This window comes from Sulfurimonas sp. HSL1-2 (assembly GCF_039645565.1).
Taxonomy (GTDB): Bacteria; Campylobacterota; Campylobacteria; order Campylobacterales; family Sulfurimonadaceae; genus Thiomicrolovo; species Thiomicrolovo zhangzhouensis.
The window spans coordinates 804,218-818,320 of record NZ_CP147914.1 but is presented as its reverse complement, the minus strand read 5'-3'; the positions used below and the strand labels follow the sequence as shown (position 1 = coordinate 818,320).

The 14,103-nt window shown below is 55.3% G+C and carries 14 protein-coding genes; 11 read left to right on the top strand and 3 right to left on the bottom strand.

The window, feature by feature from the left end:
* The first annotated feature begins 56 nt into the window (after positions 1–56).
* From WCX18_RS04165 to WCX18_RS04115, 11 genes are all read left to right on the top strand, one after another.
* The gene (locus WCX18_RS04165; protein WP_345989888.1) at positions 57–566 is read left to right on the top strand and encodes a YtfJ family protein; all 510 of its coding nucleotides are present in this window, start codon (positions 57–59) and stop codon (positions 564–566) included.
* Positions 563–1,420: an EI24 domain-containing protein gene (locus WCX18_RS04160; protein WP_345989885.1), complete on the top strand. Its 858-nt coding sequence runs from the start codon at positions 563–565 to the stop codon at positions 1,418–1,420. The genes WCX18_RS04165 and WCX18_RS04160 overlap by 4 nt, the downstream gene beginning before the upstream one ends.
* A 261-nt stretch (positions 1,421–1,681) precedes the next feature.
* Entirely contained in the window at positions 1,682–2,134 is a 453-nt protein-coding gene (locus WCX18_RS04155; protein ID WP_345989883.1) for a hypothetical protein, read from the top strand.
* Between the two features lie 87 nt (positions 2,135–2,221).
* A complete protein-coding gene (locus tag WCX18_RS04150; RefSeq protein WP_345989881.1) occupies positions 2,222–2,584 on the top strand; it encodes a cupin domain-containing protein in 363 nt (120 codons plus the stop codon).
* Positions 2,581–3,183, top strand: a complete 603-nt coding sequence (locus tag WCX18_RS04145; protein ID WP_345989877.1) for a LysE family translocator — start codon at positions 2,581–2,583, stop codon at positions 3,181–3,183. Before WCX18_RS04150 ends, WCX18_RS04145 begins: the two co-directional genes overlap by 4 nt.
* Positions 3,184–3,262: 79 nt before the next feature.
* Positions 3,263–4,063, top strand: coding sequence for a class D beta-lactamase (gene blaOXA / locus WCX18_RS04140; protein ID WP_345989875.1), 801 nt, complete (start codon positions 3,263–3,265; stop codon positions 4,061–4,063).
* Between the two features lie 158 nt (positions 4,064–4,221).
* The gene (locus WCX18_RS04135; RefSeq protein WP_345989873.1) at positions 4,222–4,449 is read left to right on the top strand and encodes a hypothetical protein; all 228 of its coding nucleotides are present in this window, start codon (positions 4,222–4,224) and stop codon (positions 4,447–4,449) included.
* Positions 4,450–4,510: 61 nt separating this feature from the next.
* Complete coding sequence (locus tag WCX18_RS04130; RefSeq protein ID WP_345989870.1) at positions 4,511–5,230, top strand: isoprenylcysteine carboxylmethyltransferase family protein; 720 nt, start codon at positions 4,511–4,513, stop codon at positions 5,228–5,230.
* A gap of 60 nt (positions 5,231–5,290) precedes the next feature.
* Entirely contained in the window at positions 5,291–6,097 is an 807-nt protein-coding gene (locus tag WCX18_RS04125) for a sulfite exporter TauE/SafE family protein (RefSeq protein WP_345989868.1), read from the top strand.
* 141 nt (positions 6,098–6,238) lie between these two features.
* A complete protein-coding gene (locus WCX18_RS04120; protein WP_345989865.1) occupies positions 6,239–6,940 on the top strand; it encodes a hypothetical protein in 702 nt (233 codons plus the stop codon).
* Between the two features lie 102 nt (positions 6,941–7,042).
* A complete protein-coding gene (locus WCX18_RS04115) occupies positions 7,043–9,730 on the top strand; it encodes a cation-transporting P-type ATPase (protein ID WP_345989862.1) in 2,688 nt (895 codons plus the stop codon).
* 9 nt (positions 9,731–9,739) lie between these two features.
* Here WCX18_RS04115 and WCX18_RS04110 read toward each other — a convergent pair whose 3' ends face one another.
* The 3 genes from WCX18_RS04110 to WCX18_RS04100 all read right to left on the bottom strand — a co-directional run bounded on the left by WCX18_RS04110 (position 9,740) and on the right by WCX18_RS04100 (position 14,064).
* Positions 9,740–10,318 (bottom strand): YigZ family protein, encoded by a 579-nt coding sequence (locus tag WCX18_RS04110; RefSeq protein ID WP_345989860.1) that lies wholly within the window; start codon positions 10,316–10,318, stop codon positions 9,740–9,742.
* Positions 10,319–10,349: 31 nt separating this feature from the next.
* Positions 10,350–10,673, bottom strand: coding sequence for a hypothetical protein (locus WCX18_RS04105; RefSeq protein WP_345989858.1), 324 nt, complete (start codon positions 10,671–10,673; stop codon positions 10,350–10,352).
* A gap of 151 nt (positions 10,674–10,824) precedes the next feature.
* Positions 10,825–14,064, bottom strand: a complete 3,240-nt coding sequence (locus tag WCX18_RS04100; protein WP_345989855.1) for a hypothetical protein — start codon at positions 14,062–14,064, stop codon at positions 10,825–10,827.
* Positions 14,065–14,103: the final 39 nt, after the last annotated feature.

Below are 14,103 nucleotides of genomic sequence, written 5' to 3'. Positions count from 1 at the left end.
CATCTGGAACCAAGCCTTTCCATGCTAGAATCGTCCAAACCACGCAAAGGATCCCTATGAAAATCATCCTGACCCTTTTCGCACTCACGCTCAGCCTGATGGCCCTGCAGACGGGCCAGCCCCTGCCCCCGCTCTCGCTCAACGGCGATGAAGGCGGCAAAGTCGACGGCACCGCCTGGAGCAGTGACGAGCTCAAAGAGAAGGTCCACGTCATCTTCTACGTCGACCCGGACGAGAAAGACCTCAACAACCCCTTCTCCGACGCCCTGAAGGCCGAAGACTTCGACCGAAGCCGTTTCGCCTCCGTCGCCGTCATCAACATGGAGGCAACCTGGCTGCCCAATTTCGCCATCGCCAAATCGCTCAAGGCGAAGCAGGAGAAATTCCCCGATACGATCTACGTCAAAGATATGCATAAGAAGGGGGTCGCCGCCTGGAAGGTCGCCGACGACAATTCCGACATCATCATCACGGACAAAAGCGGCAACGTCCTCTATCTCCATGAGGGGCAGGTCCCCGAAAGCAGCTTCGCCGAGATCATCTCACTGATCAAGGAACATATGTGAACGAAACACTCCTCTCCATCAGCATCCGCGACTTCTTTTCCAAACGGATGCTCCAGTTCGCGCTGATCCCCTTCCTGGGTACCATCCTGCTCATGTACACGCTCTTTTTCGGCATTGCCGACGCTGGCATCGACTCGCTGCGCGAGAGTACGCTTCAGATAGAGCAGCACCAGCAGACACAGCAGAACGGCGTGGTCGAGACGCAGCACGAAACGACGACGGTCGAAGGGGGCTCGGCCATCCTGCGCTTCTTGATGGAGCATACCGTCACCTCTTGGCTGGTCAGCTTCATCGTCTTTACCGTCGGCGGGTTTATCACATTCATCTTTGCCATGTTCATCGCGCTGATCATCATCGGCTTCCTTACCCCCTACATCGTCAAAGAGATACACCGGCGCCACTACAGCCACCTGCCGCTGGAGCACCACGGTTCCATCGCGGGCATCATCCTGGCCTCGCTGAAGCATGTGTTCATCATGCTTCTGCTCTTTTTGGTGCTGACGCCCTTCTATTTTGTCCCGCTGCTGAACCTCGTGGCCTTCAATCTCCCCTTTTACTACCTGTTCCACAAGCTCTACCTGCTCGACGTCGCCTCGGAAACGACGACCAAGGAGCGCTTCAAGCTCATCATGGCCTTCCACGGCGGGCAGGTGAGGATGACGACGCTGGGGCTCTACCTGCTCTCGCTGGTCCCCTTCGCCGCCTACATCACCCCGGTGTTCAACGTCATCGTCCTCACGCACTCCATGTTCCGCAAGACGGTCGAAGTCGAAGCGCACCACGAAAGCGTATCTGCCGCAAAAAGCGCCACAGAGAAAGTCCCGAACGGTTCGCAAGACGTGCTGCCTTCCTAGCTTCCCTCCTATTTCAAAAGTCCAGCGGGCTTTTGATGCTCTCCTTGTTCAGCTCCACCACGTCGTGCGTGTAGATTATATACGTCTCTGCAGCTTTAAGAAAAAAAGCGTAGTATTAACAGATATATTTCAATTTGTTTAATATTGCGATTATTTAGCTGACACTAGGACACTCTTCGTTTCCAGGTATCTATCGATATTCAAGCAATATGACATATTTTGGAAATGAATAAATAGTTATGCATAAAAAAGGAATAAACAGTGGAATGGGTTGCTGCAGCAATAGTTTTGGCATTATTTATATACTTTACTAGGAAGATGCTTATTCTCTCAGGAGTTGTAGTAGCAATTGTGGCAGTTTTGGGAGCGTATTTCTATTATCAAGATTGGACAAAAGAAAAGGAAATAGAAAAAGTAGCAGTGATAATTAAATTTTCACCGGATGAATGTAAGGAACCTTATCCGCTTCATATAATTATTGGCAATGCTAGCGATAGTGTTGTTACAAAGGTCGAATGGGATATAGCTGTTTTCAAACCCGGTTTTAGCACAGATATTTCACAATCCGGATATCATGAATACTCAGAAGATAAAATTCTCAAACCAAAAGAAGGATGGGGAATTTGCGCGAGAGTTCCAGAACTGACAACAAAAGTAAAGAACTTATCGTCGTTAGAATATTTGGTAAAAAATAAATACGTCACCTTTGAATAAGATGCATAACAAATCAGTGGAGACCAATCAAAAACCCGCGAGCGGCTTTTTGATTGTCATTTTAAACGTTAGACATGGGAGTATCAAATGCCAATCGTTTCTGTAAAAAATGCTGATCATTATGTATGGGCTACCAACTGCGAAGGTTGGCACCTTGCTGCTTCTAAAAACCTAAGCGTGATTCAGGAACGCGTGCCCAAAGGTTCCTGTGAGACTCGCCACTTTCATAAGAAGGCGGAACAATTCTTCTACGTTCTTTCCGGTATTGCAACGCTTGAAGTGGCAGGCGAAATACACATCCTCCATCCGCATGAAGGCTTTCATATTCCTGCCGGTATTGCACACACCTTGAGCAATGAACATGAAAAAGATTTGGAATTTTTAGTGGTATCCACACCACCAAGCCATGGTGATCGAGAAAATGTACCACAAATTAGAGTAGAACCATGACTTTTTACAGTATTGCAGGTTTATCTGCCGCCATGTTTGTTTTAGCCGTGACACCGGGGCCCGGAGTGTTTATTACCGTATCCAAAGCTTTGGCTTCGGGATTCAGAAATACGTTGCCTGTTATCGCAGGGATTGTTACGGGTGATTTGATATTTCTTCTGTTCGCGATTTTCGGTCTTGCGGCCATCTCAGAAACATTTGAAACAATGTTTCTTATTATCAAGTATCTGGGCGCGGGGTACCTGATTTGGCTGGGGATTAAATTGTGGCGGTCGCATCCGGAAAAAATGGAAATCACCGCTTCAAAAAAGCACCGCTTTTTAAGCGGCCTCTCCATAACGCTCGGCAATCCAAAGGTCATCTTGTTCTATCTGGGATTTCTACCCACATTTGTAGACTTGAATGCACTGAGCAGTTTGGATGTTTTCTCCATAGCCTTTATCGTCTCTTCCATTCTGGGTGCGGTCATGTCGTTTTATGCCTATTCGGCATCCCGTGCGAGACAACTTTTCAAAAACGAACGGACGCAAAAGCAGATGAATGAAATTGCCGGGAGTGTAATGATCGGCACAGGGTCTCTATTGCTTTATAGAACCTAACAAAACAGGGGACCAATCAAAAACCCGCGGGTTGCTTTTTGATTGCTCATTTTAAACGTTAAAGGTCACATAAATGTACATGCACCCCGTACGTAGGAAAAGATTCAGGCTCATCATAGTAGCCCTTCTGCTCTTTCCGACGGTAGGTTTCGGCTGGGAAGAAAATGCCAAGATTGCCGAGCTCTTTCACAATGCGAATGTCGACGGAACGTTCATACTCTACGATATGACTGGGAATGCGTTCATTGGATACAACCAAACCCGCACTGAAACACGCTATATCCCCGCATCGACTTTTAAAATTGCCAACGCGCTCATCGGGCTCTCGTCGGGTGTCGTCAAAAGCGTGGATGAGCCCCTGCCCTACAAAGGCCCAGCCAAGCCTTTTATTCCGGAGTGGGGACATGATATGGGGTTGTGCAGGGCCATCGCCATCTCCAACGTACCGATCTACCAGGAACTTGCACGGCGCATCGGTCTTGAACGTATGCGTGCCGGCCTCGTCAAACTCCATTACGGCAACGAGGAGACGGGAAAAGTTGTTGACAGATTCTGGCTCGACGGGCCGCTCAAGATCAGCGCACTCGAACAGGTGGAGTTCCTTACCGGACTCGTTCAGAACAGACTGCCGCTTCCGAAACAGGTGCAAGAAAGCGTGCGGGAGATCCTCTTGCTCGAAGAGGGGGCAGACTGGAAGCTCTACGGTAAAACCGGATGGCAGAACGCTCCGAACAACGGCGTCGGCTGGCTGGTGGGATGGCTGGAGAAAAAAGGGCACTTTTACGTGTTTGCCCTGAATATTGACATCAAAAAACCCTCTGATGCAAAGGAGCGCGTCAAACTGGCAAAAGCGAGTTTGAAACTTCTGGGCCTGATATAATGGTTTCCCAGTTACTCATTTCACGTGTTCTATGACGAAAAGAGATGAGTAAAAGCAAAAGAGCGGATCATGCATATAGACTCTATAGCGCTGAAGAATCATCATGCCGAATATGCAGTCGAACAGCCTAAAAGAGTCAACCCAAACAAGGAAAATTAATGTCACAACATCATCAAAAGATACTGATCAGAAGCATCGAACAGCGCATTCAGCACATCGATATGGCTTTTGAAAACCTCAAACAGATCGGAACGTACGATCGCGACGATTTTTATTTTGATGAACCGGAAATAAGAGAAAAATATGTCCAGGCGCATGAGTCGTTAAAGGAGATACGGAAATATCTCAGCGACACTCTCACGAGATTTGAAAGCAGAGGGAAGTAGAGCACAAAACCGGTCTATTTCATGACAAGGGAGTAGAGATGTTTTGTTTCGGAGTAAAACGATGAGCACGAATACCATAGATCCAAACACAAATCAGGCTACGAACCGCCGACTGTGGCTTAACCTGGTTCTCCTCTACCTCATCATCCCGCTGGTACTGCTGCTCTGCGGAGGCGATTGGGGCTGGTGGCAGGGCTGGGTCTATTCCGTGCTCATATTTGCCGCCGGTATCGGCGGGCGTTACTTTGCAGAAAAGCGGCATCCCGGGATTCTCGCAGAACGGGCCAGCATGGAGAAGGCCAAAAGTGCGAAACCGTGGGACAAAATTCTCGCACCGCTGATGGCCCTGAGCCTCTCGTTTCCTCTTGTCATCGTTGCGGGACTTGACCACCGCTATGGGTGGACGCCGCTGATGCCGGTATGGCTTAATATTCTTGGGCTTGTCCTCATCGTGCTCGGGTACGCATTTGCCGCCTGGGCCATCGTCGAGAACCGCTTTTTTGCCACGACGGTGCGTATCCAGACGGAGCGCGGGCATACGGTCTGCGACAGCGGCCCTTACACCTTCGTCCGGCATCCGGGCTATGCCGGGAACCTCCTGGCCCTTGCCGGCATCATCGTCGCACTGGACTCCCTGTGGACCCTTATCCCGGCCGCAGCGGCACTGGTCATCGCCGTGATCCGAACTGCGCTTGAAGACAGAACGCTCCAGGAAGAGTTGCCGGGCTACCCTGATTATGCAGAGCGTGTACGCTATCACCTGTTTCCAGGGATCTACTGAACTTATCCTATCGCCAAAAAGGTTTTTGATGTCTGCAAAACAAATCGGGTTCGAAGCTATATGAAACGTTTTCTCCAGGGATTTGGTGCCGGGGGTGCCGTTGCGACGCTGGCCGGGCTTATCGGCCTGGGCGGCGCAGAGTTCCGGCTGCCGATTCTCAAGGGGCTTTTTCGGCTGGCGACCCTCCAGGCGGTTATCCTCAATAAAGCGACCTCGCTGATCGTCGTTTTCTTTGCCTTGATTTTCCGATCCCATGAGATTCCTTTCGAACAGATATGGGAATACAAAAGCATCATTTTCAACCTGCTTTTGGGCTCCTTGGCGGGCGCGTGGATCGCGGCAGGGATCGCGATGAAGATCAGTGAACAGACACTCGACCGTATTGTGCTCGTGCTGCTGCTGTTTCTTGCGGCGGTACTGCTGCTGGAGCACTGGTTCCTCCCGACGCAGAACGGCGCCCTTTTCGACTCCCTGCCGGTGGAAATTGCCGCGGGCATCGCGGCGGGGTTCGGCATCGGTGTCGTGGCGTCGATGCTGGGCGTCGCGGGCGGCGAGCTGCTTATTCCCGTTATTGTCCTGCTCTACGGCATCGACGTGAAACTGGCGGGCAGTCTCTCGCTGGCCATCAGCCTGCCGACCATGCTCGTCGGCTTCGCCCGCTATACCAGGAGCCAGGCTTTTGTCGTTTTGCGTGAAGAGCAGCCTCTCTTCATCGCGCTGGCCCTCGGTTCGATCATCGGTGCCGCCGCGGGGTCGGCACTGCTCGGCGCTGTTTCCAGCGACATGCTGATCCTGCTGCTGGCCGTCGTGCTGATGGTGTCGGCATACAAAATATTCCGCCACCAAAGCAAAGCCCTGCCGGCCTGACGCGTCGGGAGAGTGTGCGTCTGTAATTCTTCAGAAACTTTCCGCACCGGCCGCTGTTTTACAGCCCGTCTTTAGATCGTCATGGCTACTATACGCGCATACTATGCCACGCATATATTTTTTGAATTGGAGAGAGACCCCATGAGTATGATTCACTTTATCGGCGGGGAAAAAGGCGGTGTCGGGAAGTCCGTCTTCGCGCGTCTGCTTTCGCAGTATTTTATCGACAACGACGTTCCGTTCGTCGGCCTGGACGCGGACCGTTCCCACGCATCGCTCACCCGTTTCTACGAACAGTTCACCGATGCGATCAACCTTGACACCTTCGAAAGCACCGACAAGATCATGGAGCTCGCGCTGGAACAGGACACCAACGTCCTGGTCGACCTGCCCGCGCAGTCCGAGCGCTTCCTAGACCGCTGGATCGAGGAGAATGACGTCCTCGGCATGTGCGAAGAGACGGGGATCGAGATCGTCTACTGGTACCTCGTCGACGGCGGTAAGGATTCCGTACAGCTTCTCAAGAAGTTCCTGCCCAAGTACAGCGTCGTCATGACCTGCGCCGTCGTCAAGAACGAGGGGCGCGGCAGCGACTTCTCCGAAGTGGATGACGTCATCGCGTCCGTGACGAGTTCGGCGAACGGGACGCTCAAAGAGGTCGTCCTGCCCGCCCTGCACACGCCGACGATGCAGAAGATCGACAAAAACACCTTCAGCTTCTGGGCCGCCGCCAACGCCAAAGAGAACGGCACGGTCCACCTGAATCTGATGGAGCGCCAGCGTACCAAAGTCTGGCTGCGCAAAGCCTATACGATGTTCGACACCGTTCTGGCCCAGCACTGATCTACACGCCACGCCGCCGTCCGGGCGGCACCTTCACCTCACCGCACCCTTCTCATTTTTTGCTACAATCGTTTATCCCCGTGCACTCTCAGGAGGAACGCTATGGAAAACGTACCGAACTGGCATGCCGAAGAGGCCGAAAAAGTTCTGGAGGCGCTGGAAACCTCACCCGACGGCCTCAGTGAGGATGAAGCGGCCGCACGACTTGAAACCTACGGCCCCAACCGGCTGCCCGAACCGCCGAAACCCCATCCGCTGCTGCGTTTCCTGGCACAATTTCATAATATCCTCATCTACGTTCTGCTCGGCGCCGCCTTCATCACGGCACTGCTCGGACACCTCGTCGATACCGCAGTCATCCTCGCCGTCGTTCTCATCAACGCCCTGATCGGCTTTTTACAGGAGGGCAAAGCCGAAAAAGCGCTCGAGGCGATCCGCCACATGCTCGCGCTGCACTCCTCCGTCGTACGCAGCGGACGGCGCAGCACCGTCGCAGGAGAAACGCTGGTTCCCGGCGACATCGTCATCCTCGAGGCCGGAGACAAGGTCCCGGCAGACCTGCGGCTGCTCAAGGCCAACAGCCTCCAGGTCCAGGAGGCTATTCTCACCGGAGAATCGGTCCCGGTGGAAAAACGGCCTGAGCACGTTGATGCCTCAGCCCCGCTCGGCGACCGTATCTGCATGGCCTACAGCGGCACGACGGTCACCCGCGGCCAGGGCACCGGCGTCGTTATCGCCACCGGCGGCCGGACCGAGATCGGGCGTATCAGCAGCCTGCTCTCGGAAGTGCAGACCCTCAATACGCCGCTGGTCCTGCAGATGGCCCGCTTCGCCAAGGTGCTGACACTCTTCATTCTTGTCGTCTCCGCCCTGATCCTCGCCGTCGGCCATAGCCTTCTCGAGCATCCTTTCGACGAACTGTTTATGGCCGTCGTCGGCATCTTTGTCGCCGCCATCCCCGAAGGGCTGCCTGCCGTGTTGACGATCACCCTGGCCGTCGGTGTCCAGGCAATGGCCAGGCGAAACGCCATCGTCCGCCGCCTGCCGGCCATCGAGACACTGGGTGCGGTCTCCGTCATCTGCTCCGACAAGACCGGCACGCTCACGCGCAACGAGATGAACGTCGCCACGGTCGTCACCGCCGGCAATCGTTTCACCGTCGGCGGTACCGGTTACGAACCCGCCGGGGAGATCGAAACGGAGGGGGAAAAGATTGGCGCCGGCAGCTTCCCCGAACTGCTGGAGCTGGGGGAAGCTGCCGTATTGTGCAACGACGCGGAACTGCTGAATAACGAAGAGGCTTGGGAGATCGAGGGCGACCCGATGGAAGGGGCACTGCTCGCCTTTTACGGCAAGGCGGGCGGCGACCTTGCACAGACCCGCGGCCGCTGGGTCAGGAGCGACGCCATCCCCTTCGACAGCGCCCACAAATTCATGGCAACCCTCAACCATGATCATGAAAACCGAGCCGTTATCTTCGTCAAGGGTGCGCCGGAAGCGCTCCTCGGACTTTGCGACAGGCAAAGGGAGAGAGACAACGGCACCGCTCCGCTGGATCGGGAATACTGGCAAGAACAGGCCGAAGCGGTCGCATCGCAGGGGCAGCGGGTGCTGGCCTTTGCCCTTAGGCCCGTGCCACCGGAGCACTCCGTACTGGAACGTTCCGATCTGGAAGGCGCTCTCATCTTCCTAGGGCTGGCAGGCTTCATCGATCCCCCGCGCCCCGAAGCCGTCGACGCCGTGGCCGAATGCCGCCGCGCCGGTATCGGGGTAAAAATGATCACCGGAGACCATGCCACTACGGCACTGGCCATCGGCAAAGCGCTCGGCCTGGAGCATGCCGATGCGGTTTTGACCGGACCGGAACTGGATACCCTCGACGATGCCGCACTCAAAAAAGCTGTCACCACGACGGGGATCTTTGCGCGTACAAGCCCCGAACACAAACTCCGGCTGGTTATGGCACTCCAGGCCAACGGCATGACCGTAGCCATGACGGGCGACGGCGTCAACGACGCCCCGGCGCTCAAGCGGGCCGGCGCCGGCATCGCGATGGGAAAAACAGGTAGCGAAGCGGCGAAGGAAGCGGCGGAAATCGTGCTCGCCGATGACAATTTCGCCTCGATCGTCGCCGCTGTCCGCGAAGGACGGACAGTCTACGACAACATCAAGAAGGTCATCAGCTGGACGCTGCCGACCAACGCAGGCGAGGCGCTGACCATCATTGCCGCCCTCTTGCTGCAGATGGCGCTGCCCATCACCCCCGTCCAGATTCTCTGGGTCAACATGATCACCGCAGTGACACTGGGGATCGCCCTCGCATTTGAGCCGACCGAGCGCCATACGATGCGGCGTCCGCCGCGCTCCCGGGACGAATCGCTGCTCGGCGGAGGGCTGCTGTGGCACATTGTCCTCGTCGCGGCACTCTTTCTCGCGGGCGTTTTCGGCATCTACGACTACGCCGTCACCCGCGGCGACTCCGAAGCCCTGGCACGTACCCTTGCGATGAACACGCTCGTCACACTGGAAATCTTCCATCTGCTTTTCATCCGGAACTTCCGTGAAACCGCCCTCTCCTGGAGTGCGCTCCGGGGCACCCCTATCGTCTGGGGCGCCATCGGCGTTGTGCTGCTGGGGCAGCTTTGCATCACCTACCTGCCCGCCCTGCAGGGGATCTTCGGAACCGAAGCCGTGCCGCCGACGGATCTGCTCCTAATGCTGGGGATGGGAATGGCGCTGTTTGGCATCATCGAAGCGGAGAAACAGCTGCGACTTCGCCTTTTCACCTAGGCCGGGCCCTCAGTACAGTCGTTCCAGCCGCCGTCCCGCACGCTCGAAAAAGACGTCCAGGACTTCCCTTCCCGCCCGCACATGCCAGCGGACCTCCGCGGTACCGAACGACTTCTCGACATCGGCAACACCGCACTCTCCAAGAAGATACTCCATCTGCGACACTGCGCTGTAACCGCAGCTGAACGCTGCTTCCACCTGGGGGATGTACTCGGTCAGTTCCGCCAGGGCCGCGGCATCGGAAACCGCCTGCGTATAGGCACGGACCAGTCCCCCCGTCCCCAGCTTCGTGCCGCCGAAATAGCGCACCGTAATGACAGCGACGTCGATCAGGTCATGCCCTGCCAAAACGGCAAGGCTCGGTTTACCCGACGTCCCCTTCGGTTCGCCGTCGTCGCTGCTCCCCTCGACGACCTGCATATGCTCATTCAGGTAGCGGAAAGCCGTCACGAAATGGCGCCCCTTTGGATGCTCCTCTTTCAGACGTTGCAGCGTTGTATCGAATACGCCGTAGGGGACAAGGTGGGCGATGAATTTTGATTGTTTGATTTCAACGGTGGCGGAAACGGGCGTCTTGAGGGTTTGCATGACGCCATTATAGCGGGAGCGGGGGACGCGCTTACTGCTGCGCGCCCATCCGCTGGTTCAGACGTTCGCGGAAACGGTGCTGCATCGCCTCGAACTTTTTCTGCTGTTCGTCGTTGAGCAGCGCTTCGATCTCATGGGTCTGCTCGACACGCAGTTTCATATGCGCCTTGAGATAGCGTTCGTGGATCTCCCCCCACTCCTGCGTCTGCTTGTCGCTGAGGCCCAGTTCCGTCTGGATCTGCTTGAGCATCTCCGTCTGGCGCGCCTGCATCGCTTCGGTCTGCTGATCGGCTGCGGGGGCCGCATAGAGTGCCGATGCCAGGACGGCTGCCGCGAGAATCGTTATCTTTTTCATACTTCTCCTTTAAATAGCGGGCATATCATAATAAATGTTGATAAACAGTTTTCTATTTCGAACGTCAAAAAGCGAAGATAGGAAGTCACGTGATTGAAATGTGATGATTGAGGCAAAAAATGGGCAAAGGCGCGGAGCCTTTGCCTGACGGTTACGGACAGAGCGCACCGTTGTTGTAGCTGTCAAGCGTACCTGCGATCGAGGTCGCTTCCGATTTCTGGGCAGCGGCGTTCTTGCCGCCTTTGAGGTAGCCGCCCGTACCGTCGAAGCCGATGGATGTCAGCAGTGCATCCCCGGCATTGATGGCATCGGTCGCAGCACTACACTGTGTCGCGCCGGCGGCATAGTTGGCCTTGGCCGCCATCAACTGCGCCGCCAGCCCATAGGCCGCATCCCCGGCACGTTTCTTACCGCTGGAGACATCGCGTTTATCCAGGATGGATACCGCGTCTTCACAGTTATCGACGACATAGCTGCCGAGGGTGATCGGCAGGACATAATCGACCAGCCAGACCTCCGTTTGACCTGCCAGGAGGTTCGCCGCTTCGGCTTTTTCCTGCTGGTTGCCGTGGCCGTCACATGTCGTCCAGTTTTTCCAGTAGCCGATCGTACGCGGTTCACCGCCCGGAGGCGTATAGTTGTTCTCTACGACAAAGTGGATCGTTTGATTCGCTTCAACCGTAAAGTCATAACAGTGGTTTTCGTTCGATGCCTCCCCGGAGTCAGGATTGTCGTAGGAGACCGGCGAGCCTTCGACGTACCAGAGGTTTTCCCAGGCGACCGGGATCCCCATTTCACATACAGTGTATTGTGCACCCGGGATCAGCCAGACATTATTGAAGTCCACCAGTCCGTTTGCGTCAGGTGTATCCGTAAAGTTCAGACCGTTTCCGCTGAGCTTGAAGGTCCAATCCATCGTATAGACCGTACCGCCGTTTTCATGCTTGATCAGTTCGATCTTGCCGCGTTTGCGGTTGGTATAGGTACATTGGACCGTTTCACCCGGATCGACGACGATCGTTGCTTCGCGCTGACTCAGGGAAGTGGAACTGTTTTCCACACCGTCAAGCTCGACGCAGGTGAGACCGATCAGGTCATACTCCGGTGTCGGATCGTCTTCCGTCACCGTATAGGTTTTCGGAATGACATCCATGAAGGTGTGCGATCCCAGATGGGTCAGGTTGAGATCATACGAACCGTTGAGGTCCTGGGTAAAGTGGAAATAATCCGGCATACCCGCAGGCACGGTCAGCTTGTTGATGATCACCGTGGCATATTTGGTATTTTCAAACTGGCACTCGTAGTCCGCACGATAGAGGTCTTCCGGATAGTCGACGGTGAAGTCGCAATCGCCGGACTGATCGGACATATACCAGCCGTCTTTCATGATTTCGACGACTTTGTAATGCCCTTCGGCCAGTTCACCTTCCGGCACGAGCACGTTTGTTGCGCTGTTCGGATCGGTCAGCAGCGATGTCACAGCTGTCCAGACATCCGGAGCAGTCTCTTTGTAAAGCGTCATGTTCCAGTCGCCTTTTTGTGGTACGCCCGCAATCTCGGCCGGTTTGGTTACTTTGATGACTTTGACCGCCGGTTGGCCGGCCAGCTGGTTGTTAAAGGTGACGGACTCGCCGCAGGACGGCAGCGTGATGGTGACCGGCTTGATCGCACTGACTTCCGGCTCAAACCCGGTCGGAGCCGTTTCCGTCACGGTATACGAACCCGGTTCCAGCCCCTCGATCTTCACAGATTGTGTCAATGAAGTCAGCGCCGTGAAGGTCAGGGTCCTGTTGATGTCATCCATCCCCTCTTTGGAGACAGTGAAAAGGACATCGACACTGTCGTTGCCGTCAAGAATATCCGGCATGGTTTTATTGATCGTGAGTGACACCGTCGCATCGGCAGAAAGCGCGACTTCATGGGTTGCCGCGTCCGGTGTGAAACCGCCATCCGCAACCAGTGTTGCCGTATCGCTCAGTGTACCGGTTGCGATCATCGGTCCGGTAATATAAACGGTCTTGTGGAAGACAAGCACACCGCTGTCTTCGACGGTGTAAGAGGTCCAGTTGACGTCACCGACCGTCTGCGTACCCGCGACGTACGGCGCATCGTAGCTACCGATGCCCGCAGGGGTGAAGTCCCCGCTCGCAAAACTCATCAGCCCGTTCGTACTTTCGATCCACTCATGGTCTCTGACCGTTGCCGTGGCGTTCAGGGTATCGCCCGGTTGGACCGAAGCAGATGCGCTGGCTTCCAGCGTGACCGTAATCGGCACATCCGGAAGGAACGGGTCATCGAAGCTGATCGTCGCGATGTCGTTCAGTCCGCCGCTCTCTCCTTCAGGGACGATAATATCATGTTCACAGACCACCCCGGAAAAGTTCGATGGCATCAGGTAGGGAGGACACGCATCCGGCTGCACACTGGTCATACCGCCGCTGAAGTAGACAATATCGGAGACATTGGCGTAGATTTCACGCGAAGAGGTGTTCGTCACATAGATCTTCGTATGTACACCGACGGTCCCGACCGGTGTTGAAGGGAGTCTCGTCCAGGTCACGTTGACATCAACCAGTTTATTGGTAACGGCACTCGGTGCACAGGTGTCGCCGAAATCAACCGTCGCCGGGCCGCTTTTGGAGATGGCCCAGCCATATGACTGTGCCTGGCGTGCCGTCATGTCTTTGCTGGTTTCAATCGCTCTGACGTCGGGGAGCTGGACACGTTTCTGACCGCCCGAAGAGCTGAGATTCGCATCCCAGAGGTTTGACTGAAGAGATGAACCCGAGTAAAGGTGCGAACCAAGGGCGAGACGCTGATAGTAGTTCGCCACACACACTGAACCACCGGGAAGACCGTTGGCCGCATACGCACCGTCCCTCGGACCGCCGCCTGCAACAGCGATTTGACGGTAAATCGTCGTAAAGACACCGCCGGCACCTTCATTATCAGGGGTAATCAGAAGATCCTGGACAACCAGCTGATCCTGGTTCGCAAAGGCCCAATCTTTACAGATCTGATTGGAAAGGTCCTCATCCAGGACCAAAACGGAGATATAGTCCCATCCACGCAGGTCACCGCCTTCCGCGTAGAGGTAGTCACCACCGACGGTGAAGGTGAATTTCTGGGGATCACTCCCCTTGTTTTCGATCGTCACCCGGTGCGGCACAAGGTCGAGTTCCGCCCACCCTTTCAGGTTACCGGTCGTATAGGCCCCGTCAGGGCAGACATAATCGTTCGCAGCCAGGTCGTATCCGTCAGGGATAGACGTGGAGCGGCATCCTTCCAGCGTATAGCCGATGTTGGCCGACGCCGCCACGGCAAAGAGCAGTGCTCCCGCTCCCAGCATGCGCTTGGTCAGCCCCCATTTTTCTCGAAATGAAGCTTTCATTTGTAGAGTCTCCTGTTGCAAAGAACGTCTCTTTCAAGA

Bases quoted from the DNA above. Each gene is read 5' to 3' on its own strand.
- WCX18_RS04145 (WP_345989877.1), top strand. From the start codon at position 2,581: ATGACTTTTTACAGTATTGCAGGTTTATCTGCCGCCATGTTTGTTTTA.
- WCX18_RS04135 (WP_345989873.1), top strand. From the start codon at position 4,222: ATGTCACAACATCATCAAAAGATACTGATCAGAAGCATCGAACAGCGC.
- WCX18_RS04115 (WP_345989862.1), top strand. From the start codon at position 7,043: ATGGAAAACGTACCGAACTGGCATGCCGAAGAGGCCGAAAAAGTTCTG.
- WCX18_RS04120 (WP_345989865.1), top strand. From the start codon at position 6,239: ATGAGTATGATTCACTTTATCGGCGGGGAAAAAGGCGGTGTCGGGAAG.
- WCX18_RS04125 (WP_345989868.1), top strand. From the start codon at position 5,291: ATGAAACGTTTTCTCCAGGGATTTGGTGCCGGGGGTGCCGTTGCGACG.
- blaOXA (WP_345989875.1), top strand. From the start codon at position 3,263: ATGCACCCCGTACGTAGGAAAAGATTCAGGCTCATCATAGTAGCCCTT.
- WCX18_RS04110 (WP_345989860.1), bottom strand. From the start codon at position 10,318: ATGCAAACCCTCAAGACGCCCGTTTCCGCCACCGTTGAAATCAAACAA.
- WCX18_RS04100 (WP_345989855.1), bottom strand. From the start codon at position 14,064: ATGAAAGCTTCATTTCGAGAAAAATGGGGGCTGACCAAGCGCATGCTG.
- WCX18_RS04105 (WP_345989858.1), bottom strand. From the start codon at position 10,673: ATGAAAAAGATAACGATTCTCGCGGCAGCCGTCCTGGCATCGGCACTC.
- WCX18_RS04150 (WP_345989881.1), top strand. From the start codon at position 2,222: ATGCCAATCGTTTCTGTAAAAAATGCTGATCATTATGTATGGGCTACC.
- WCX18_RS04165 (WP_345989888.1), top strand. From the start codon at position 57: ATGAAAATCATCCTGACCCTTTTCGCACTCACGCTCAGCCTGATGGCC.
- WCX18_RS04130 (WP_345989870.1), top strand. From the start codon at position 4,511: ATGAGCACGAATACCATAGATCCAAACACAAATCAGGCTACGAACCGC.